Source organism: Methylobacterium sp. J-001 (genome assembly GCF_022829565.1).
Lineage (GTDB): Bacteria > Pseudomonadota > Alphaproteobacteria > Rhizobiales > Beijerinckiaceae > Methylobacterium.
This window is the reverse complement of the sequence record NZ_JAKSYN010000115.1, coordinates 109955-131740: the sequence shown is the minus strand read 5'-3', so window position 1 is coordinate 131740 and position 21786 is coordinate 109955. Positions and strand designations below refer to the sequence as shown.

At 69.1% G+C, this 21786-nt stretch carries 14 protein-coding genes; 6 read left to right on the top strand and 8 right to left on the bottom strand.

What is annotated here, in order from left to right:
* Positions 1–67 precede the first annotated feature (67 nt).
* Together MKK65_RS13065 and nudC are read left to right on the top strand one after the other, a co-directional pair.
* Complete coding sequence (locus tag MKK65_RS13065) at positions 68–487, top strand: HIT domain-containing protein (RefSeq protein ID WP_243958120.1); 420 nt, start codon at positions 68–70, stop codon at positions 485–487.
* Positions 488–494: 7 nt separating this feature from the next.
* Positions 495–1394: an NAD(+) diphosphatase gene (gene nudC, locus MKK65_RS13060; RefSeq protein WP_243958118.1), complete on the top strand. Its 900-nt coding sequence runs from the start codon at positions 495–497 to the stop codon at positions 1392–1394.
* 13 nt (positions 1395–1407) lie between these two features.
* Here the strand turns inward: nudC and MKK65_RS13055 are convergent, their stop codons facing one another.
* The 8 genes from MKK65_RS13055 to MKK65_RS13020 all read right to left on the bottom strand — a co-directional run bounded on the left by MKK65_RS13055 (position 1408) and on the right by MKK65_RS13020 (position 13838).
* Positions 1408–1902 carry a cupin domain-containing protein gene (locus MKK65_RS13055; protein WP_243958116.1) on the bottom strand — a complete coding sequence of 165 codons (495 nt, stop codon included), beginning with the start codon at positions 1900–1902 and terminating at the stop codon, positions 1408–1410.
* Positions 1903–2109: 207 nt separating this feature from the next.
* Complete coding sequence (cysG, locus tag MKK65_RS13050) at positions 2110–3588, bottom strand: siroheme synthase CysG (RefSeq protein WP_409565427.1); 1479 nt, start codon at positions 3586–3588, stop codon at positions 2110–2112.
* 204 nt (positions 3589–3792) lie between these two features.
* Positions 3793–6489 carry a nitrate reductase gene (locus tag MKK65_RS13045; protein WP_243958114.1) on the bottom strand — a complete coding sequence of 899 codons (2697 nt, stop codon included), beginning with the start codon at positions 6487–6489 and terminating at the stop codon, positions 3793–3795.
* Positions 6490–6719: 230 nt separating this feature from the next.
* Positions 6720–8324: a sulfite reductase subunit alpha gene (locus MKK65_RS13040; RefSeq protein WP_243958112.1), complete on the bottom strand. Its 1605-nt coding sequence runs from the start codon at positions 8322–8324 to the stop codon at positions 6720–6722.
* On the bottom strand, positions 8321–10132 hold the full coding sequence (locus tag MKK65_RS13035) for a NirA family protein (RefSeq protein ID WP_243958110.1): 1812 nt from the start codon (positions 10130–10132) through the stop codon (positions 8321–8323). The genes MKK65_RS13040 and MKK65_RS13035 overlap by 4 nt, the downstream gene beginning before the upstream one ends.
* 10 nt (positions 10133–10142) lie before the next feature.
* Positions 10143–11411 (bottom strand): NAD(P)/FAD-dependent oxidoreductase, encoded by a 1269-nt coding sequence (locus tag MKK65_RS13030; RefSeq protein WP_243958108.1) that lies wholly within the window; start codon positions 11409–11411, stop codon positions 10143–10145.
* A gap of 829 nt (positions 11412–12240) precedes the next feature.
* The gene (locus MKK65_RS13025) at positions 12241–13254 is read right to left on the bottom strand and encodes a CmpA/NrtA family ABC transporter substrate-binding protein (protein WP_243958106.1); all 1014 of its coding nucleotides are present in this window, start codon (positions 13252–13254) and stop codon (positions 12241–12243) included.
* Positions 13251–13838: an ANTAR domain-containing response regulator gene (locus tag MKK65_RS13020; RefSeq protein WP_058191368.1), complete on the bottom strand. Its 588-nt coding sequence runs from the start codon at positions 13836–13838 to the stop codon at positions 13251–13253. The genes MKK65_RS13025 and MKK65_RS13020 overlap by 4 nt, the downstream gene beginning before the upstream one ends.
* Positions 13839–14035: 197 nt before the next feature.
* On the opposite strand from MKK65_RS13020, the gene MKK65_RS13015 reads away from it, so the two are divergent.
* The 4 genes from MKK65_RS13015 to MKK65_RS13000 all read left to right on the top strand — a co-directional run bounded on the left by MKK65_RS13015 (position 14036) and on the right by MKK65_RS13000 (position 21715).
* Entirely contained in the window at positions 14036–14617 is a 582-nt protein-coding gene (locus MKK65_RS13015; RefSeq protein WP_243958104.1) for a hypothetical protein, read from the top strand.
* A gap of 138 nt (positions 14618–14755) precedes the next feature.
* Positions 14756–16645 carry a glycoside hydrolase family 15 protein gene (locus tag MKK65_RS13010; RefSeq protein WP_243958102.1) on the top strand — a complete coding sequence of 630 codons (1890 nt, stop codon included), beginning with the start codon at positions 14756–14758 and terminating at the stop codon, positions 16643–16645.
* Entirely contained in the window at positions 16642–18717 is a 2076-nt protein-coding gene (gene tkt, locus MKK65_RS13005; protein ID WP_243958101.1) for a transketolase, read from the top strand. The genes MKK65_RS13010 and tkt overlap by 4 nt, the downstream gene beginning before the upstream one ends.
* A 151-nt stretch (positions 18718–18868) precedes the next feature.
* The gene (locus MKK65_RS13000) at positions 18869–21715 is read left to right on the top strand and encodes a bifunctional transaldolase/phosoglucose isomerase (RefSeq protein ID WP_243958100.1); all 2847 of its coding nucleotides are present in this window, start codon (positions 18869–18871) and stop codon (positions 21713–21715) included.
* Positions 21716–21786 lie beyond the last annotated feature (71 nt).

Genomic DNA, 21786 nt, shown 5'->3' with positions numbered 1-21786 from the left:
TGTCGCGTCACCGATCCGCGCATCCGAGAGGCGCGCCGCGGCGTAAGCTGCGCTACATCGTTTTCCCATGACCGAGTCTGCCTTCGCCCTCGATCCGCGCCTCACCGCCGACACCGTCGAGGTGGGCGACCTCGCCCTGTGCCGCGTACTGCTGATGGATGATGCCCGGTTCCCCTGGCTGATCCTGGTGCCGCGCCGGCCCGATGTCTCGGAGATTACCGATCTGTCCGAGGCTGATGCCGCGGATCTCTGGCGGGAAATTCGCATCGCCACCGGGGTGATGCAGGCGCTGTCGAAGCCCGACAAGGTCAATGTCGGGGCGCTCGGCAACGTGGTGGCGCAGCTCCATGTCCACGTGGTCGGCCGCTTCCGCTCCGACCCGGCCTGGCCTGGGCCGGTCTGGGGCTTCGAGACGCGAAAGCCCTACCCGTTCCATGCCCGCGCCCAGCTGATCGAGCGCGCCGGCGCCCTGTTCTCCGCGGCCTGACCCTTCCATGACCGATCCCCGCGACACGCTCGGCTTCGTCCGCAACCGCCTCGACCGGCACTCGGCCGAGCAGCCGGAGGAGGCGGTGCCGGCCTTCGATGCGCCGGATGCGCGCCTCGTCCTGATCTGCGGCGACGGGATCGTGCTGCGGGGGGCGACCGCGCTGATCACCACCGCGGATGCGCCCGAGTTGCTGGGGACGCGGATCTTCCTCGGCCATCGGGACGGAGAACCGGTCTTCGCCGCCTCGGCGCCGGCCGAGGCCGCAGAGGGCTTCGCCGCGGGCGAGATCCGCACCCTCGATCTGCGCAGCATCGCCACCGAGTCCGCCGTGGAGGCCGAGGAGCTGGGCCTGCTCGCCGTGGCCAAATCCATGCTCGACTGGCATGCCCGCCACGGCTTCTGCGCCAATTGCGGAACCGCCACCGCGGCGAAGGCCGGTGGCTTCCGGCGGGAATGTCCGGCCTGCAATGCGCATCATTTCCCCCGGGTCGACCCGGTGGTGATCATGCTGGTGCGCCGGGGCGAGACCTGCCTGCTCGGCCGGGGGCCGCATTTCCGCCCGCACATGTACTCGTGCCTCGCCGGCTTCCTTGAGCCTGGCGAGACCATCGAGGACGCGGTGCGCCGCGAGGTTTTCGAGGAGACCCGGATCCGGGTCGGCGCCGTCACCTATCGGACCTCGCAGCCCTGGCCGTTCCCGTCCTCCCTGATGCTGGGCTGCGCCGCCGAGGCCCTCGACGGCGCCATCGTGACCGATCCGACCGAGCTGGAGGACGCCCGCTGGTTCGACCGCGCGGCCGTCGCCGCCATGCTGGCCGGCACCCATCCCGAAGGCATCCAGGCCCCGCCGCCGATGGCGATCGCCAACTGCCTGATGCGGGCGTTCGTGGCGGGTGAGACCTGAGCGTCCGCTTGTTCTAGCCCTTCCCACCCGTCTGCCGGCTGGGGTCGTCGGCGGGGTTGATGTAGTTCAGCCCGAACGGGCCGGAGCCGTTGACCTGCAACTCGACAGGCTCATCGGTGGTCCAGAGGGAATGGGGCATGTCCTCCGGCAGGAAGACGAAGCCTCCGGCCTTCAGCGCCGCGCCCTTGGACTTGTCGAGCGTCTCCCCGTGCTCGTGGTAGATCGAGCCCGACAGGATCGTCAGCGTCTCCGCCTTCGAATGCGTATGCGGCGCGATCACCGTGTTGGCCGGGAACTTCAGCCGCAGCACGAACGGGCCGGGCTTGGCCGGATCGCCGGCGACCTGGCTGATCTGCGTGCCCTTCGGCAGGTTCGCCGGCCCCGGTCCGTAGACCACCGACGCCCCGTCGGGCTTCACCACCATCCCGGGCGCGTCGTGATCGGCCGCAAGGGCCGGCCCAGCCGCGACGAGCATGGCCGCGACACCGAGCCAAGAACGGGTTGTCATGGAGCGCCTCCCAATTCCCGCGGGCGTCTTTCGCCCCCGCAGCCCTTTTCTGGCGCTGGCTTGGCGGTTTCCCAGGCGCGGGCGCTGGCGCAGATCGTCGCGGCTTGTCCCATCATTGCTTCGCTCCGCTCGCGATGACGGACTGGAATCATCGACCAGATCCAGATCACGCTTGAGGCAGGGGAGAGCGCGAGATCGAAACAGCCCTCAGATCGCCACCCGCGTCGGCGCGGCCTCAGCCGGTACCGCGGCCCGCATTTCCGAGAACGCCTCGCCCACCATCAGCAGCGCCGGCCCGTCGAATCCGGCTGCCTCGACTCGGTCGGCGAGGTCGGCGGCGGTGCCGCGCAGTGAGGCTTGGTTCGGGCGGCTGACGTTGAAGACCAGCAAAGCCGGCGTCGAGGGCGCCAGCCCCTCCTCCACCGCCCGGGCGAGCAGCGCCCGCAACGTGCGCTTCGGCATGTAGACCACCGTGGTCACGCTCGGATCGGCGAGCGCCCCCCAGTTGAGGTCGTCCGGCAGGGCGCCGCGGCGGTCGTGGCCGGTGACGAATTGCAGGCGGCGGGCGGCGTCGCGGTGGGTCAGCGACAGGCCCAGCGCCGCCGCCGCCCCCTGCGCGGCCGAGATCCCCGGCACCACGGTTACGGGGATGCCGGCGGCCCGGCAGGCGTCGATCTCCTCGCCGGCCCGGCCGAACACCAGCGGGTCGCCGGATTTCAGGCGCACCACCTGCTTGCCGGTGCGGGCGAGCTGCACCATCAGGGCGTTGATGTCATCCTGGCGGCAGGACGGGCCATGTCCGGTCTTACCAACGAGCATGGTCCGCGCCTCGCGGCGGGCATAGTCCAGGATCTCGGGAGCGACGAGATCGTCGTACAGGATCACGTCGGCGTTGCGCAGCGCCCGCAGGGCCTTGAGAGTCAGCAGCTCCGCGTCGCCCGGACCCGCCCCGACCAGGGTCACCGCGCCGCCCTTCGGCGCCGCCTCGGTGTCGCCGAGCAGCTCGGCCAGGTCCTGCTGCGTCGGCGCTCGGTCAGGCTCCGCGAAGGCGCGGTCGGTGAAGCGTTCCCAGAAGCTTCGCCGCTCACTGAACCCGTGGAACCGGGCGGTGACGCCGTCCCGCCAATCGCGGGCGGCTCCGACCCAGCGGGCGAACCCGCGGGGCAGCATCGCCTCGATCCGGGCGCGTACGGTCTGGCCGAAGACCGGGGCGGCGCCCTCCGTAGAGATGCCAACCACCAGCGGCGAGCGGTTGACGATGGCGCCGAACTTCACGTCGCAGAGATGCGGCCGGTCCACCGCATTGACAATGGCGCCGGCGCCCCGGGCGGCGGCCACGAAGGCGACGCAGTCGGTCTCGTCTTCCATGGCGCCGATGCAGAACGCCGCGCCCCAGAGGTCGTCCGGCGTCCAGGCGCGCTCGTGCAGGTCGACGTGCCCGTCAACGATCTCGCCCGGCACCGCGCGCAACTCGTCGCTGGGTTCAGGTGCGTAGACGTCCACATGAGCGCCGGCCGCGGCCAGGAGCTTCACCTTCCAGGGCGCCCCGCCCGAGGAGCCCGCCAGCACCACACGCTTGCCGCGCAGGGGCACAAATACCGGCAGCACCGCCAGCGGCTCGAGGCCGGCGGATTGGGTCTCGCGGGGGGCGCGGGCTGCGCGCAGGGGCACGGGCGAATCGGTCACGGGTCTGTCCTGAGCCTACATCGTGCCGGTCATCCCACCAGACAACCTCATCCGGCGTGTCGCGTCGCGGCCGCAAAGGGAGCTCCAGGGATCATCGCGAGCGCTGGAGGGCTCCTTCAAGGCGATCGCTTCGCGCCCGCGCCTCCTGATGAGGGGAGTGGTGGGACGGGCCGATCTGTTCTCGATCGGGCGTATATCAAAGAATCATGCGGCGCGGGCAGTCTCGGCCGTCAGCATCTTCCGGATCTCCGGGATGCAGGAGCCGCAATTGGTGCCGGCCTTGCAGGCAGCGCCCACCGCCTCGACCGACCCGGCCCCGGCCCCGATCGTGGCGGCGATCACGTCGGCGCCGACGCCGTGGCAGGCGCAGACCACCGGCCCCGCCGAGGCGGTAGCGGCGCGGCCGGAGAGCAGCGCCCGGCGCTCGGCGGCCTCGGGCTCCTCGATGGCGAACAAGGCCTTGGCCGCCTCCCAGTCGGGGCGCGCCTCCGCGGGGGCGTAGGCCAGGCACGCGACCAGCCGCGCGCCATCGTAGACGGCGCAGCGGTAACGGTCGCGGGCGTGGTCGGCATATTCGGCGAGCTCGAAGCCGGCGAGCGCCTCGCTCTGGATGAACCCCCGGACCATCAAGGCCACAGCGCTGGAACTCGCCGCGGTGGCGAATTGCACGCCCCAGCCGCCGGTGATCGACGCCCGCGCCCACCACCAGCCCTCCGGCAACGCCACCTGCCGGCGCGACAGCAGGAAACCCCGGGCCCGGTAGGCGACGGGCTCAAGGGCGGCCGGGGTCGCCTTCAGCTCAGGCTGGCCCGAGACCGGATCCGGCACGCCGCGCACCAGGGCGCCGACCCGCGCCTTCGACGCGTAGGCACTGCCCCAGTGCATCGGCATGAACAGGCAGCCCGGCACCACGGTGTCGGTGATCATCACCTCGAGCTCGGCCGCGCCGTGCTCGGTGCGCAATCGCGCGATGCCGCCCTCGGTCAGGCCGAGTCTGGCCGCGTCGTTCGGATGCACCTCGACGAACGGGACGGCGCGGTGGGCCGAGAGGCGCTGGCTCTTCCCTGTCCGCGTCATCGTGTGCCAGTGGTCGCGCACCCGGCCGGTGTTGAGCACGAAGGGAAAATCCTCCGAGACCGCCTGCGCCAGGCCCGGCGGCTGCACGGCTACGAAGCGGGCGCGCCGGTCGAAGGTGTAGAACCGGCCGTCGCCGAATAGCCGGGCCTTGCCCTGCGGCGCGCCTCGGGGCCCGGAGCGCTTCGGGATCGGCCATTGCACCGGCAGGGTGATGTCGTAGGCGGCGTCGCTGATGTCGGTGAGCGCGCCGAGATCGAAGTCGCGGGTGCCGTTGTTCTCGTAGGCCGAGAGGCCGGCATGCTCGCGGAACACCGCGGCAGCCGAGGAGAACGCGAAGGCCCGGTTGTGGCCCAGCCGACGGCCGACCTCGGACAGGACCGCCCAATCGGCTCGCGCCTCGCCGGGAGCGGTGAGGAACCGGCGCTGCCGGGAGATTCGCCGCTCGGAATTGGTGACCGTGCCGTCCTTCTCGCCCCAGGCGAGGGCCGGCAGCAGCACCGTGGTCTTGCCGAGGCCCAGCACAGTGTCGGAATCGGCCATCACCTCCGAGACGACATAGAGTTCGAGTCCCTTCAGGGCGTCGCGGATCCTGTCGGCCTGCGGCATCGAGACCAGCGGGTTGGTGCCCATCACCCACAGGGCCTTGATCTTGCCGCGGGCGACCGCCTCGAACAAGGCTACGGCCTTCATGCCCTCGCCGGTGACGATCCGGGGGGCGGCCCAGAACCGGCGCACCCGGTCCACCTCCTCGGGGGCGAAGTGCATGTGTGCGGCCAGCATGTTGGCCAAGCCCCCGACCTCGCGCCCGCCCATGGCGTTGGGCTGGCCGGTGAGAGAGAACGGCCCCATCCCGGTCTCGCCGATGCGGCCGGTGATAAGGTGGCAGTTGATGATGCTGTTGCCCTTGTCGGTGCCTTGAGCCGACTGGTTCACCCCCTGCGAGAAGGCGGTGACCACGCGGCGGGTGCCGGCGAACAGGTCGTAGAAGGCGGCGATGTCGGATGCCGGCACACCGGTGGCGGCGGCGACCGCGGCCACATCCGGCGCAATGCTGTGGGCGCGGTCGAGGGCGGCATCGAGCCCGGCCGTGTGGGAGTCCACAAAGGCCCGGTCGCGGAAGCCGTTATCGGCAAGGTGCACGAGCAGGCCCGAGAACAGAGCGACGTCGCTGCCGGGTTTGATCCCGAGGAACAGGTCGGCCTCCTGGCCGGTCTGGGTCCGGCGCGGGTCGATCACCACGAACTTCGTGCCCCGCCGGGCCTTGGCGTCGGCCATGCGCCGGAACAGGATCGGGTGGCACCAGGCGGTGTTGGACCCGACCATCACGATCAGGTCGGCCTCGTCGAGATCCTCATAGCAGCCCGGGACCGTATCGGAGCCGAAGGCGCGGCGGTGGGCCGCCACTGCGCTCGACATGCACAGCCGTGAGTTGGTGTCGACATGAGGGGTGCCGATGAAGCCCTTCGCCAGCTTGTTGGCGACGTAATAATCTTCGGTGAGAAGCTGCCCCGAGAGGTAGAAGGCGATCGAATCCGGCCCATGCGCCTCGGCCACCGCGCGCAGTTTTTCGGATACGGTCGACAGCGCCGCGTCCCACGAGGCCTGGACCCCATCAACCTCCGGATGGAGCAGGCGGTTCTCCAGCGACAAAGTCTCGGCCAGCGCCGAGCCCTTCGAGCACAGCCGGCCGAAATTGGCGGGATGCTCGGTGTCGCCCGCGATGGCCGCGCCCCCGCTCCCGTCCGGGGTCGCGAGGACGCCGCACCCGACCCCGCAATAGGGGCAGGTCGTCCGCACCGTCGGGTCTGCCACGGACAGGGTCATGGCTGGGTCCTCGAAAGTTTTTTGTTCGACATCCGCCGCAAGAGGCGGGCCGCCTATTCCCTCCCCCCTCTGCGGGGGAGGGTGGCCCTCGCGTCAGCGCGGGCCGGGAGAGGGGAGCGACGTATCCGGACAAGTCGCAACGGGCTTCAGATCCTGAACCGTCGCGCTGCCCCTCTCCCGCCCCGCATACGCGGGGCACCTTCCCCCGCAGAGGGGGGAGGGTTTTGCGCTCAGTACACGTCGGCCTGGTAGCGGCCGGCCTTCTTGAGGGCGCCGAGATAGGCAACCGCATCCTCGGGGCTCTTGTCGCCGAACTGCGCCGCCACGTCGATGATCGCCCGCTCCACATCCTTGGCCATGCGCTTGGCGTCACCGCAGACGTAGAAATGCGCGCCGCCTTCGAGCCACTTCCACAGATCGGCGCCGTTCTCGCGCATCCGGTCCTGGACGTAAGTCTTCTCGCTGCCGTCCCGGGACCAGGCAAGCGACAGGCGGGTCAGGATCTTGTCGTCCTTCAGCTTGTTCAGCTCGTCCTTGTAGAAGAAGTCCATCGCCTGGCGCTGGTGGCCGTAGAACAACCAGTTGCGGCCGGGCGCTTGGGTCGCGGCGCGCTCGCGCAGGAACGACCGGAACGGCGCGATGCCGGTGCCGGGGCCGCACATGATCACGTCCTTGGACAGGTCCGCCGGGAGGGCGAAGCCGTGGGCCTTCTGCAGGTAGATCTTGACGTGGGTCTGCTCGGGCAGGCGCTCGCCGAGATGCGTGGAGGCGACGCCCAACCGCAGCCGCGAGCGGTGATTGTAGCGCACTGCATCCACGGTCAGGGACACAATCCCGGTATCCATTTTCGGCGATGACGAGATCGAGTAGAGCCGCGGCTGCAACTCATCGAGGGCTTCCAGGAAGACCTCGGCATCGGGCCGGGCACCAGGGAACTTGTGCAGGGCGCCGAGCACGTCGAGATAGGCGGCGTCGCCGTCCGGATCCTCGCCGGAGGCCAGAGCCTGCGCTTTCTTGCGGGCCGCGCCCGAGGTGAGCAGCGACAGCAGCTGGTAGAGGTTGTCCGGCGCGGCGCCCAGCGCATAGTCTTTGAGGAGGTGATCGCGCAGGGTCTTGGTCCCGATCATCCGCTCGGGCCGGGCGCCGAGTTCGGCGATCACGGCGTCGACCAGCGCCGGGGCGTTGGCCGGGAACAGGCCGAGCGAGTCGCCGGCCTCATAGGTGATCGGCGTGCCGTCGAGACCGATCTCGATGTGCCAGGTCTCCTTCTCACCGCCCGGATCGTTGAGGCGGCGACGGGACAGGAACAGGGCCTCGACCGGGTTCTCCCGGCAGAAGCCGAGCGGCCCGAGATCGGCCGCCGGCTTCGGGGCGTCCTCCTCGGCCTTCGGGGTAGCCGGCGCGCCGCCGGCGGCGCCGAACTCCTCGTCCAGCTTCTTGAGCATGCGCAGGGTCTCCTTGCCGCCGGGCTGGCAAAGATTCAGGCGCTCCTCGTTCTTCAGGAAGATCGCGTTGGCGTAATCGGCGCAATTGTAGCCGCACTGGCCGCAATCCTGCTGGGCCATGGCGGCCATCAGCTTCTGCGGCTCGGGGCGGTCCTTGGCCATCGCCATCCGGTCGACGATCGACACCGAGGGGTCGTGCCAGGGCGCGTCGTCGTTGTCGGCGAGCTTGGGGCCGCCCGGGAGCGCCTCGCCCTGCGCAAGGGCGGTCGCCCCGGTAACGGCGGGGCCGAGTAGGGCGGCAAAGTAGCCCGAAAGCCACGAGCGCTGGTCGGCGTCGAAGGGGGCGGTCTCGGGGATCAGGACGAGGGGGGGCGCGACGTGCTCACTCATGCTGCGGCCTTCAGGGCTGGCTGTTCCTCGGCGGCGTCCCGCAGGGCTTCGGCGCCGGTGCGGGCGGTGAAGGACTGGAAGCTCTCGTCCGGGCTTTCCCGGCGGGCCAGGTAGGTGCGCAGCAGCGCCTCGACGCGGAACGGCGCGTCCTCGGCCTTCACGGCCTTCCAGATCTCGGTGCCGATCTTCGGGTTCTCGGCGAAGCCGCCGCCGACCACGATGTCGTAACCCTCGACGGTGTCGCCCTCCTCGGAGACGACCACCTTGGCGCCGATCAGCCCGATATCGCCGATGTAGTGCTGGGCGCAGGAATGGTGGCAGCCGGTGAGGTGGACGTTCACCGGGACGTCGAGCTCGGTGACGGTGCGCTCGACATGGTCGGCGATGATCAGCGCATGGCCCTTCGTGTCGGAGGCGGCGAACTTGCAGCCCCGGGCGCCGGTGCAGGCCACGAGGCCGGAGCGGATGCCGGCCGCCTTGATGGTCAGCCCGAGCGCTTCGACCCGGCTCTCCACCTCGGCCACCCGCGCATCGGGAATCCCCGAAAAGATGAAGTTCTGCCAAACGGTGAGGCGGATCTGGCCGTCGCCGCACTCCCGGGCGATCTCGGCCAAGGCACGGACCTGATCGCTCGTCATCTTGCCCACCGGCAGGACCACACCGATCCAGTTGAGGCCGGGCTGCTTCTGGGCGTGCACACCGACATGGGCGAACCGGTCGGTGGGCCGGCGCGGCGCCACATGGGCCGGATCGACCCGATCGAGCTTGCGGCCGAGCTTGTCTTCGACGGCGGCGAGGTACTTGTCGAAGCCCCAGGCGTCGAGGACGTACTTCATCCGGCTCTTGTTGCGGTTGGTCCGGTCGCCGTTCTCGATGAACACCCGGATGATCGCGTCCGCCACCGCGTTGCAATCCTCGGGCTTGAGCACGATGCCGGTGTCGCGGGCGAGGTCCCGGTGGCCGGAGATGCCGCCGAGCACGAGGCGCATCCACACGCCCGGCGCCACCGCGGCGCCCTCCAGCACCTCGATCGCCTGGAAGCCGATATCGTTGGTCTCCTCCAGGGTCGGCATCACGCCGCCGCCGTCGAAGGCGACGTTGAACTTGCGCGGCAGGCCGTAGAGCGAGCGGTCGTTGATGATCCAGTTGTTCCAGGATTTCGCCAGCGGGCGGGTGTCCAGCAACTCCTGGCTGTCGATGCCGGCGGTGGACGAGCCGGTGACGTTGCGGATGTTGTCGGCCCCGGAGCCGCGCGCCGTGAGGCCGATATCGACGAGCCCGTCGAGGAACGGCTGGGCGTGCTCGGGGCTGATCTCGCGCACCTGGAGATTGGCGCGGGTCGTCACGTGAACGTAGCCGCCGCCGTGCCGGTCGGCGAGGTCGGCCACACCGGCGAACTGCCAATGGTGCAGGATCCCGTTGGGGATCCGCAGGCGGGCCATGTAGCTCACCTGGTTCGGGGCGACCCAGAACAGGCCGTGGTAGCGCCAGCGGAAATTGTCCTCGGGCTTGGGCTGCTTGCCGGCGGCGGCCTCCGCGATCAGCCGGTTATGGCTATCGAACGGGCTCTCGGCGCGCTTCCACTTCTCCTGCTCGCAGAGCTTGCCACCGTCCTTGACGGTTTTGTCCTGCGCCTTGATGTGGATCGCGTCCGGCCCGGTCGGCTCGGCCGGCGCGGCCGGGCCCTGCCCGATCGCCAGGCCGCCGGTCAGGCGGGCCGCGGCGACGCCTGAAGCGAAGCCTTCGAGGTAGCGCTTCTGCTCTGGATTGAAGCCGTCCGGGGCGGTCTGTGTGGTGGTCTCGGCCATCTGCGCCTCCCTAAGCAGCCAATTGCTCGGGCGCCGGGCGCCCGAACATCAGATCGTCGACGTTCTCGACCGGATCGCCGGAGCGGATCAGGCCCTTGCAGGCACCTTGCTCGGCGATGTCACCCACGAACACGGCGCCGATCAGCTTCCCCTCCCGCAGCAGCAGCTTGCGGTAGAGGCCGGCGCCGGGATCGGACAGGACGATCGCCTCGGCATCCTCGGGCGTGTCCACGAGGCCGGCCGAGAAGACCGGCAGGCCCGAGACCTTCAGGCTGGTCGCGAGCGACGTGCCGCCATAGGCAGCGCTTTCACCGGCTAGGTGCCGAGCCAAGGTATCGGCCTGCTCGTAAGCCGGTTCGACCAGCCCGTAGATGAGGCCACGATGCTCGGCGCATTCGCCGAGCGCGAAGACACGTGGATCGGAAGTGGTCATCCGGTCGTCGACCTTGATACCGCGGCCGATCTCCAGCCCCGCCCCCTGGGCCAGGGCCACCGAGGGGCGCACGCCCACCGACATGACCACGAGGTCGGCCGGAAGGACGGACCCGTCGGCGAGGACGAGGCGCTCGACCTTGCCGTCGCCTTCCACCTGGGCGGTGTCGGCCTTGAGGATCACCCGGACGCCGCGGGCCTCCATGGCGTGCTTGACCAGCCCGGCAGCATGATGATCGAGCTGGCGCTCCATCAGCCGATCCATGACGTGGAGCAGGGTCGTATCGACGCCCAGCCGCGCCAGCCCGACCGCGGCTTCCAGTCCGAGCAGGCCGCCGCCGATGACGATGGCCTTGGCGTGCTGGACGGCAGCCCTGCGGATCGCCGCCACATCCGCGAGATCGCGGAACGTGATGACACCCGGAAGGTCCATGCCGGGCTTTGGCAGCCGAATCGGCAGGGATCCCACCGCCAAAACGAGCTTGTCGAAGGGCAGGACATGGGTCTCGCCAACGAGGACGAGGCCGTTCTCACGGTCAATCTGGGTGACCGGCGCGCCGGTGATCAGGCGGATTCCGTGGGCCGCATACCAGTCCAAGCCGCGGAATTCGCAGGCGGCCTCGTCGACTTCGCCGCCGAGCAGCGATGAGAGCAGAACGCGGTTATAGGCCGCCTGCGGTTCGGCGCCGACGCAGGTCACGTCGAAGCGGCCGGGGGACCCTTCTGTCAGGCGCTCCAGGAATCGGAGCGAGGCCATGCCGTTGCCGACCACGACGAGCCGCTCGCGCGGCAGGCCGGTCTCGGCGCGCGCATCGTGTACGCTGGTGTCCATGGGGGATGTCGCCATCTCTGGATCGCGTCTGGACCTCGATTGCAGGGTCGTCGGCGGACCGCCCACGAAAAAGCCGCTGCCGGTCATCCCCCGGTGCAGGCTTCTGCCTCAGGAGAACCGGATCAGCGGCCTCGCTGACGGCGCTGCCCGTCGCCATTGACGGACACAGAGAGGCTTGCAGAACTCGTGCCAGGCACGAGCACTCAATGTAAGCTATTCCGAGCGTTATAGAAAAGACGACCGTGAGGGAGTGGTCTCGATCGCAAAGGGCGATGACCGCACTGCACAAAAAGCAGGCGTAAGGTCGCCTAAACGATCAGCGCAGCTCAAGGCGAGCGGGTGTGATCGATGCTTGTGTAGCCGATCATGGACAATGGTCGGAGCGCATGCCGTCGTAGATGTTCACACGCGGCGTCTGCGCCTGTGAAATGGCGCCTCAATCGGCCGTCCAAATCGAACGGCTCACGACGAGATCGCGACGGCACGACAATTCCCCGGAGACAAAGTCTGGCCGGGTGATCCAAAGTCGTTGATGGATCAGATCAATGTCGAGAGCATCGCCAGCAGGCCGAGTGTTGGCATGGCGCCGGCCACGAGGACCCAATACCAAGAGGGGACACCGCCAGGACGGCGATTGTCGTTGCTGGCACGCGGCGCCTTTGCGCCACGGCGAACATAGCGTCGAAGTTCGACCCGCATACGCGGATGCGATGTCGACGATTCGGTATCGAGTTTACGGCATCCGGGCATGGCGAACACGTAACGGCCGAAACCCAGCAACGTTCCGCGCTTGAGTGTGTTCGCACAGCGCATCGATGATACGCGTCTCGCCTTACCCGCTTCCTCAGAGAGCCAGGGCGGCTTGGTACAGATCGGGCCGGTAGACTGCGTCCGCCTCCGTTTCGAGGTGGTCTTCGTGAGAGATCTGCCGCGAGGCGCGCATCTGGGCCACGAGCCAGCGGGCGGCCCCGGGGCGTGGCTCCTGTACGGAGGCGCTGAGGTCAAGATGCCCGCGCGCCGGCCGAAAGCTGCCGGCCGAATCCTGGATCGCGTCGCCCGCGAAGGCCCGGCCGATCAGCTCGGCATCGAGGTTGAGGTAGCTCCGATGCGCCAGGCGGTGAATCAGATCGGCGCGATTGGCCGGATCGGCGCACCATTGCCCGGCCCGCGCCACCGCCCGGACCAGGGGCAGCGTCGCGTCATCGAGCCGCGCTGACACGGCCAGCACCTTCTCGGGAGCGTCGGGGGCGAGGTCGCAGCCGAGCGCCGCGATCCGCCCGTGGCCCGCCGCCACGGCCACGTCGTTCCAGGGAGCGCCCGCGCAGTAGCCGTCGACCAGATTGCGGGCCAGGGCTTCGACGCTGTGCTGGGGCGGAACCACGACCATCCGGAAGGCCGACGGATCAAGGCCGCCGGCCTCGGCGAACAGCCGTAGCTGATAGCTGTGGCAGGAGAACGGATGCACAGTCCCGAGCGTCAGCGGCCGGCCGGCGTGCCGGCGCGCGGTCGCGATCCGGGCAAAGGCGTGGGCAACATCCACCAGGTCTTCGCTCACCGGTGCCATCGCGGCCCAGAGCCCATGCGACACCGTGATGGCGTTGCCGTTGACGCTGAGCTGGAGCGGGACCACGAGGTCGGACGGTGGGCCGGACAGGGCGAGCCGGCTCGCCAGGGCCAATGGAGCCAGCATGTGGGCGCCGTCGAGATGGCCGAGCGCGAGGCGGTCGCGCAGAGTTGCCCAGGAGGGTTCGGCGGAAAGGTCGAGGTCCAGCCCCTCGGAGCGGGCGAAGCCGAACTCGTGGGCCGCGATCAGCGGCGCGGCATCGCAGAGCGGGATATAGCCGAGCTGGAGCCTCATCCGAGCAGATCCGCCGTAGTGACGATGGCCCGGGCGATGTCGGCGATCTTCCGCTTCTCGTTCATGGCTTTGCGCCGCAGCTGCTTGTAGGCCTCGTCCTCGGTGAGCCCCTTCAGGTTCATTAGGATGCCCTTGGCGCGCTCGATCAGCTTGCGGTCGGCCAGCTCGCCGCGAGCCTCGGACAATTCGCGCTGCAGCCGCGCGAAGGCGTTGAAGCGCAGGATCGCAATGTCGAGGATCGACTTGATCCGCTCCGCCCGCAGCCCGTCGACCACGTAAGCCGAGATCCCGGCATCGACCGCCGCCTGCATCATGGTCGTGTCGGACCGGTCGACGAACATCGCCACCGGCCGCTCGACCTGCCGGGAGACACCGGACATCTGCTCCAGGATATCGCGGCTCGGGCTTTCCAAATGGATCACCACGACGTCGGGCCTGAGGGCGGTTATCCGCTCCAAAAGGTCGGCAGTGTCGGGGATCACCACGATCCGGCCGATGCCGGCGGCGCGCAATCCCTCCTCCAGGATGGCCGCGCGGGCGCGGCTCGGATCGATCACGGCGACGGTGAGATTGGATTCGGTCATCGGGGCCCGATCGGGGCGGGTCTTCTCAAGAGGGTGGCCCGGTTCGGGCACCCCCAGCCAAGCCAATGGACCAAGCAAAGTGTATGCCCCGCGGTCGCCGTCAGCGTTACCGCCGCGCAATGAAACGGTCCAGCTTCCGCCGCAATGCTGAGGCTACCTTTGCGACCTCGGAACTATCGCGGGGATCGGTGAAACGGATGCGCAGGCCAGACCAGCTTGCCCTGACGGATGCCACCTCCGGGCGCGTGTCGATGCCGTTTCTGCCCACGGTGGTGGTGGTGGCGATGCTGGGCGTCGCCTCGCTGTACTGCCCGTCGTCGCAGACGCCGCCGGAGGCCCTCACCGAGCTGAGCGTGCCCGAGGCTCCCTCGCCCACCGCCTTCGTCAAAACCGCGCCGGCCTCCGTGCCCGTCCGCCGCCCGGCAGCCCTGGCGTTCGCCGAAGTCTATCCCCTCGCCCCGCCGCAGCCGGCAAGGCCGGTGCTTGCGGCCCGGGCGACGGCGCATATCGCGACGGTGGGCCGCCATGCCTGCCCGGGTCGCCGCTGCCCGGAGACGCCCCAGCGCGTGATCGATCCGCTGGCGGCCGGCCGCGCGGAGGCCGCGGATTCCGACGAAGCCGGACTGCTGCCGCCTGCCGCCCTGCCCTTCGCCGCCTCGGTGGTTGAACGGTTGGCGCCCGCCGCCCGGGTCGTTGGCGATGCGGCCGATCTGGTGCGCGACGGCGCGGCCGCCTTGCACGGATCCGTTGCCCTGGTGGTGGCCGATTGCCTGCGCTGACGCGCGCGTCAGACCAACGGCACCGCACAGCGGCCCACTCGGCTTGCCGCGCAACCGCCCCTGGACCTCGCAACCGGGCGTCCTAGGTGCGTTGCAGCGGATGGCCGGGGCACCTGGCCTCGCGGGAGCCGGGGCCGGATGGCTGCACGCATTGAGGATTATGCGCTCGTCGGGGATTGCCGCAGCGCCGCGCTGATCAGCCGGCAGGGCAGCGTCGATTGGCTGTGCTGGCCGCGCTTCGATGCCGCTGCCCTGTTCACGAGCCTGCTCGGCACTGAGTCCCATGGCTTCTGGAAAATTTTCCCCGAGGCCGAGCATGTCGAGACCAGCTGGGCTTACCGGCCCGGTAGCCTGGTGTTGGAGACCCGGCACAAGACCCGGCTGGGCGAAGTGCTGGTCACCGATTTCATGCCGGTCGGCGACGGCTCCCATCTGGTGCGCTTGGTCGAGGGCGTGCATGGCCGCGTCGCAATGCGGATGGAGATGGCGGTCCGCTTCGATTACGGTTCCGCGGTACCCTGGGTCTCACGCTCGGAACTGGGGGATCTGCGCGCCGTCGCCGGACCGCACAAGGTGGTGTTGCGCACCGACGTCCACCTGAAAGGCTCGGATGCGCAGACCACGATCTCCGAATTCACCGTGCATGCCGGCGAGCGGCACCGCTTCGTTCTAAGCTATGGCGCATCTCACGAGGACGATCCGACCCCGATCGAGCCGCGCAAGGCCCTCGACACGACCGACCAGGCCTGGCGCGAATGGTCGGAGCGCTGTGCGGGGGGCACGGCATGGGATCGGATGCTGCAGCGCTCGCTCCTGACCCTGAAGGCACTGATCTACGAGCCCACGGGCGGCATTGTCGCCGCGCCCACCGCTTCCTTGCCCGAGGGCCTCGGCGGCGAGCGCAACTGGGATTACCGCTTCTGCTGGCTGCGCGACTCGACGTTGACGCTGATCGCCCTGATGGACGGCGGCTATATCGACGAGGCGCGCAACTGGCTGGGCTGGCTTCTGCGGGCCGTGGCCGGCAATCCCGAGCAGGCGCATATCCTTTACGGCATTGGCGGCGAGCGGCTGTTGCCCGAGATCGAGCTCGACTGGCTTCCCGGCTACGAGAACTCGAAGCCGGTGCGGATCGGCAACGCCGCCGCATCGCAGTTCCAGATCGACGTCTACGGCGAGCTGTTCGACGCACTCTACCAAGCCCATGCCCGTGGCCTGCCGATCAGCGAGGACGGATTACGGGTCGGGCTGGCCATCCTCGGCCACCTGGAGAAGGCTTGGCGCGATCCTGACGAGGGGATCTGGGAGGTGCGCGGCGGCCGGCGCCATTTCACCCATTCGAAGGTGATGGCCTGGGTCGCCTTCGACCGTGCCCTGCGCATGCACGAGATGCACGAGTCCGGCGCCACCGAGGAACAAGCTGCGCGTTGGCGCGCGGTCCGGGACGAGATTCACGCCGAAGTCTGTTCGAAGGGTTTCGACGCCAGGCTCAACAGCTTCGTCCAATCGTACGGATCGCAGGCGCTCGATGCGAGCCTGCTGCTCATCGCGCATACCGGCTTCCTGCCGCAGGACGATCCCCGGGTGGTCGGCACCGTCGAGGCGGTCGGCAAGGGGCTGATGCGCGACGGTTTCATCCTTCGCTACGAGACCGAGGGTCAGACCACCGACGGCCTGTCCGGCAACGAGGGGGCGTTCCTGCCCTGCACGTTCTGGTACGCGGACAACCTGATCGGCCTCGGCCGGCGGGACGAGGCGCGGGCGCTGATCGAGCGGCTGATCGGCATCTGCACCGATCTCGGCCTGGTGAGCGAGGAATACGACGTGCAAGCCAAGCGGCTTGTGGGTAACTTCCCCCAGGCGTTCACCCATGTCGCGCTCGTCAACACGCTGCTCAGCTATACGCGTGGCGAAGGACCGGCGGATCGGCAGGGTGGTAAGGCCAACGGAGCCCCTCCCGCCGTCCTTCGGCAGCGTGAAGCCGCCAAGCGGCACGCAAGAGGCGAACTGGAAGACGCGACATCATGAGCGGCGCTGACACTCCCGCCAAGGCGGGCTTCGCTGAGATCGACACGCTCAGCATCAACACCATCCGGACGCTCGCGATCGACGCGGTGCAGAAGGCGAATTCCGGCCATGCCGGCGCGCCGATGGGCCTGGCCCCGGTCGCCTACACCTTGTGGAATCACTATCTCCGCTACGACCCGGCCCATCCGCACTGGCCGAACCGCGACCGCTTCGTGCTGTCCTGCGGCCACGCCTCGATGCTGCTCTACGCCCTGCTGCACCTCGCCAACGTCGCCGAGAGCGACGGCGGCAACGCGCCGGCCGTGACGTTGGAGGAGATCAAGAAGTTCCGGCAGCTCGACAGCCGGACCCCGGGGCATCCCGAATATCATTTCACCACCGGCGTCGAGACCACCACCGGCCCGCTCGGCCAGGGTGTCGCGAACTCGGTCGGCATGGCGATCGGCGGCCGCTTCCTTGGCGCGCGCCTCAACCGGCCCGAGCTGCCGCTGTTCGACTACAACGTCTACGCCATCTGCTCGGATGGCGACCTGATGGAAGGCGTGGCCTCCGAGGCCGCTTCGCTCGCCGGCCACCTGCGGCTCGCCAACCTCTGCTGGATCTACGACGACAACACCATCACCATCGAGGGCCATACCGAGCTGGCCTTCGGCGAGGAGGTCGCGACCCGGTTCCTGGCCTATGGCTGGCAGGTGCTGCGGGTGGCCGATGCCAACGACCTGCACGCGATTGCCGGCTCCCTTGAGACGTTCCTGGCGACCAACGACCGGCCGACCTTGATCGTGGTCAAGTCGGTGATCGGCTACGGCGCCCCGAAGAAGCAGGGCACTCCCAAGGCGCATTCGGACGCGCTCGGCGAGGACGAGGTGAAGGGCGCCAAGCGCGCCTATGGCTGGCCCGAGGACGCGCAGTTCCTGGTGCCGGACGGGGTGCAGGAGAACTTCCGCGATGGGATCGGCCAGCGCGGCGCCGCCCTCTACGACGCCTGGCAGGGCCTGCTCGCCAAGGCGCGGGCGGCCGATGCCGACCATGCCGAGGACCTTGCCGCCCTGCTTGAGGGCCGCCTGCCCGACGGCTGGGACAAGGACATCCCGGTCTTCGAGCCCGACGCCAAGGGCTTGGCCACCCGGGAATCCTCCGGCAAGGTGCTCAACGCCATCGCGCAACACGTGCCGTTTATGCTCGGCGGCTCAGCCGACCTGGCGCCGTCGAACAAGTCGAACCTCACCTTCGAGGGCGCCGGCTCGTTCGGGCCGTTCTCGCCGGGCGGCCGCAACATGCATTTCGGCGTGCGCGAGCACGCGATGGGCTCGATCGTGAACGGGCTCGGCCTGTCCGGGATGCGGGCCTATGGCGCCACCTTCCTGGTCTTCGCCGATTACATGCGTCCGCCGATCCGGCTCGCCGCGCTGATGGAACTGCCGATCTTCCACATCTTCACCCACGACTCGATCGGCGTGGGCGAGGATGGGCCGACCCACCAGCCGGTGGAGCAGCTGCTGTCGCTGCGCTGCATCCCGGGCCTCGTCACCCTGCGCCCGGCCGACGCCAACGAGGTGGCCGAGGCCTACCGGGTGATCTTCTCCCTGAAGAACCAGCCGGCGGTGCTCGCCCTCTCCCGCCAGCCGCTGCCGACGCTGGACCGCTCGAAGTACGGCGCCGCCGCCGGCACCGCCAAGGGCGCCTACATCCTGGGCGATTGCGACGGCACCCCGGAGGTGATCCTGATCGGCACGGGTTCGGAGGTGCAGCTCTGCGTCGGCGCCTTCGAGGCCCTGAAGGCCGAGGGCGTGAAGGCGCGGGTCGTCTCGATGCCATCCTGGGACCTGTTCGAGCGCCAGGACGAAGCCTACCGGCACTCGGTCCTGCCCCCGGCGGTCAAGGCGCGGGTGACCGTCGAGCAGGGCAGCATGATCGGCTGGGACCGCTACGCCGGAACCGAGGGTACGGTCATCGGCATGGATACCTTCGGCGCCTCGGCGCCGATCAAGGATCTCCAGACCAAGTTCGGCTTTACCCCCGACAAGGTGCTGGAAGCCGCTCGGGCGCAGCTCGCCAAGCATAAACGATAAAGCGCGTCTCCTCCCCCTTGCGGGGAGGGGCCAGGGGTGGGGGTGGTTCAGAAGGAACCGCCGAGCTTCATCCGGCACCACCCCCACCTCCAACTCCTCCCCGCAAGGGGGAGGAGAGCAGGGCGTGATTAGGGAAGGACGAGGAACCGACATGAACGCGCTCAAGGCCCTGCACGACGAACAGGATCAGTCGGTTTGGCTGGACTTCGTGGCCCGGGGCTTCATCCAGAAGGGTGAGCTGAAGCGCCTCGTCGAGGAGGACGGCCTGCGCGGGGTCACGTCCAACCCCTCCATCTTCGAGAAGGCGATCGGCCACTCGGACGCGTACGATGCCAGCCTGAAGGCCGTGCAGGCAACCGGCGACAGCCGCGTCATCGACCTCTACGAGGGCCTGGCCATCGCCGATATCCAGGCCGCCGCCGACGTGCTGCGCCCGGTCTACGAGGCGAGCGACGGGGCCGACGGCTACGTCAGCCTCGAAGTGTCGCCCTATCTCGCGCTCGACACCGAGGCGACGCTCCACGAGGCAAGGCGCCTGCACAAGGCGGTCGCCCGCGACAACCTGATGGTGAAGGTGCCGGCCACCCCCGAGGGCATCCCGGCGATCCGCCAGCTCACGGCCGAGGGCATCTCGATCAACGTGACGCTCCTGTTCTCGCAGGAGGCCTACGAGGCGGTGGCCCGCGCCTTCGTCGACGGGCTCGACGAACGGGCGAAGGCCGGCCACGACGTGTCGAAGGTCGCGAGCGTGGCGAGCTTCTTCATCAGCCGGATCGACGTGCTTGTCGACAAGCTGCTCGACGAGAAGATCGCCGAGGCCAACGACCCCGACGAGAAGGCGGCGTTGGGCCAGCTCAAGGGCAAGGTCGCGATCGCCAACGCCAAGCTGGCCTACCAGCGCTACCGCACGATTTTTTCCGAATCCAAGTGGACGGCCCTGGCCGAGAAGGGCGCCAAGGCGCAGCGGCTCCTCTGGGCCTCCACGGGGGTGAAGAACAAAGCCTATTCCGACGTGCTCTATGTCGAGGAGCTGATCGGGCCCAACACCGTCAACACCATGCCGCCCGCCACCATGGACGCGTTCCGCGACCACGGCACCGTCCGGGCGACGATCGAGGAGGACGTGCCGGGGGCCGAGGCCGTGATGACCCGGCTCGCCCGGGCCGGTATCGACATCGAGGCTGTCGCCGAGCAGCTGGTCAAAGAAGGCGTACAGCTCTTCATCGACGCCGCCGACAACCTGCTCGGCGCCGTGGCCGGCAAGCGCGCAGCGCTTCTCGGCCAGCGTCTGGATGGCCAGAGCTTGGTCATGGACGACACCCTCGCCGCCGAGGCGAAGAAGACCGTCGAGGCCTGGCGGGCGAGCGGTTCGATCCGCCGGCTCTGGGCTGGGGACGCTACGGTCTGGTCCGGCCACGACGAGGCGAACTGGCTCGGCTGGCTGCATATCGTCGAGGAGGAGCTGGAGAAGGCCGCCGACTACGCAGCTTTTTCAGACTGGGTGAAGCAGGAGGGCTTCACCGATGCCGTGGTGCTGGGCATGGGCGGTTCCAGCCTCGGACCCGAGGTGCTGAGCCTGACCTATGGCCAGCGCGAGGGTTTCCCGAAGCTCCAGATCCTGGACTCGACCCACCCGGATCAAGTGCGCGCCCTGGAGGCGAGCATTGATCTCGGCCGGACGCTGTTCATCGTCTCGTCCAAGTCCGGCTCGACGCTGGAGCCCAACGTTTTTCGCGACTACTTTTTGGGACGCGTGAAGGAAAAACTGGGCGACCGGGCGGGCGACCACTTCGTCGCCGTGACCGACCCGGGCTCCGACATGGAGCGCGCGGCGCAGAAGGATAAGTTCAAGAAAATCTTCTACGGCGTGAAGCAGATCGGCGGGCGCTACTCGGTGCTGTCGGCCTTCGGCCTGGTGCCGGCCGCCGCCCTCGGCCTCGACGTGAAGGCCCTGCTGGAGACCGCGCGGATCATGGTCCGCTCCTGCGGACCGGTGGTTCCGCCCGCACAGAACCCGGGCGTTCTGCTCGGCGCTGCCATGGGGGCGGCGGCGCTCGCCGGTCGCGACAAGGTGACGATCATCGCTTCGCCGGGCATCGACAGCTTCGGCGCCTGGGCGGAGCAGCTCATCGCCGAATCGACCGGCAAGCAGGGCAAGGGCCTCGTGCCGGTGGATGGCGAGCCGGCGAGCGTCCCGGCGGTCTACGGCCGCGACCGGTTCTTCATCTATCTGCGCCTCGACGGTCAGGCCCAGGAGGCCCAGGACGAGGCCCTGCGCGCCCTGGAGCGCGATGGCCATCCCATCGTCCGCATCACCCTCGATTCGATCGAGCAGCTGCCGCAGGAATTCTACCGGCTGGAGATGGCCACTGCGGTCGCCGGAGGGGTGCTCGGCATCAACCCGTTCGATCAGCCGGACGTCGAGGCCAGCAAGATTGAGACGAAGAAGCTGTTCTCCGAGGCGGAAGCGAGCGGCGCCCTCCCCACGGAGACGCCTCTGTTCGAGGACGAGACCGTCGCGCTCTATGCCGACCCGAAGAACGCCGAGGCCCTGCCTCAGGCAACCAACGGCTTGGAGGCCGCGCTGAAGGCGCAGGTCGCCCGTCTGAAGGACGGCGACTATCTCGGGCTCCTCGCCTACGTGCCGCGCGACGCGAAGACCGCCGGTATCCTACAGGAGGCGCGGATTGCCGTGCGCGACGCCCGCAAGGTCGCGACCTGCCTGGAATTCGGGCCGCGATTCCTGCACTCCACAGGGCAGGCCTACAAGGGCGGCCCGGATACCGGGGTGTTCCTGCAGATCACCTCGGCGCCGACGGAGGACCTGCCCATCCCAGGCCGGGCGCTGGGCTTCGCCACCGTCGTAGCAGCGCAGGCCCGGGGCGACTTCGCGGTGCTCGCCGAGCGGGGTCGCCGGGCGCTGCGGGTCCACATCAAGAGCGACCTGGACACCGGGCTGAAGCGCATCGCGGCCGCGCTCCAGGCGGCGGTCGCTTAAGCATCGTTCCTCTCCCGCGCGGGGAGGAGCCGGAGGTGGGGGTGGTTGCGGATGAGACTCAGCGGTCCCGT

Bases quoted from the DNA above. Each gene is read 5' to 3' on its own strand.
- MKK65_RS13065 (WP_243958120.1), top strand. From the start codon at position 68: ATGACCGAGTCTGCCTTCGCCCTCGATCCGCGCCTCACCGCCGACACC.
- nudC (WP_243958118.1), top strand. From the start codon at position 495: ATGACCGATCCCCGCGACACGCTCGGCTTCGTCCGCAACCGCCTCGAC.
- MKK65_RS13055 (WP_243958116.1), bottom strand. From the start codon at position 1,902: ATGACAACCCGTTCTTGGCTCGGTGTCGCGGCCATGCTCGTCGCGGCT.
- MKK65_RS13045 (WP_243958114.1), bottom strand. From the start codon at position 6,489: ATGACCCTGTCCGTGGCAGACCCGACGGTGCGGACGACCTGCCCCTAT.
- MKK65_RS13040 (WP_243958112.1), bottom strand. From the start codon at position 8,324: ATGAGTGAGCACGTCGCGCCCCCCCTCGTCCTGATCCCCGAGACCGCC.
- MKK65_RS13035 (WP_243958110.1), bottom strand. From the start codon at position 10,132: ATGGCCGAGACCACCACACAGACCGCCCCGGACGGCTTCAATCCAGAG.
- MKK65_RS13030 (WP_243958108.1), bottom strand. From the start codon at position 11,411: ATGGCGACATCCCCCATGGACACCAGCGTACACGATGCGCGCGCCGAG.
- MKK65_RS13025 (WP_243958106.1), bottom strand. From the start codon at position 13,254: ATGAGGCTCCAGCTCGGCTATATCCCGCTCTGCGATGCCGCGCCGCTG.
- MKK65_RS13020 (WP_058191368.1), bottom strand. From the start codon at position 13,838: ATGACCGAATCCAATCTCACCGTCGCCGTGATCGATCCGAGCCGCGCC.
- MKK65_RS13015 (WP_243958104.1), top strand. From the start codon at position 14,036: ATGCGCAGGCCAGACCAGCTTGCCCTGACGGATGCCACCTCCGGGCGC.
- MKK65_RS13010 (WP_243958102.1), top strand. From the start codon at position 14,756: ATGGCTGCACGCATTGAGGATTATGCGCTCGTCGGGGATTGCCGCAGC.
- tkt (WP_243958101.1), top strand. From the start codon at position 16,642: ATGAGCGGCGCTGACACTCCCGCCAAGGCGGGCTTCGCTGAGATCGAC.
- MKK65_RS13000 (WP_243958100.1), top strand. From the start codon at position 18,869: ATGAACGCGCTCAAGGCCCTGCACGACGAACAGGATCAGTCGGTTTGG.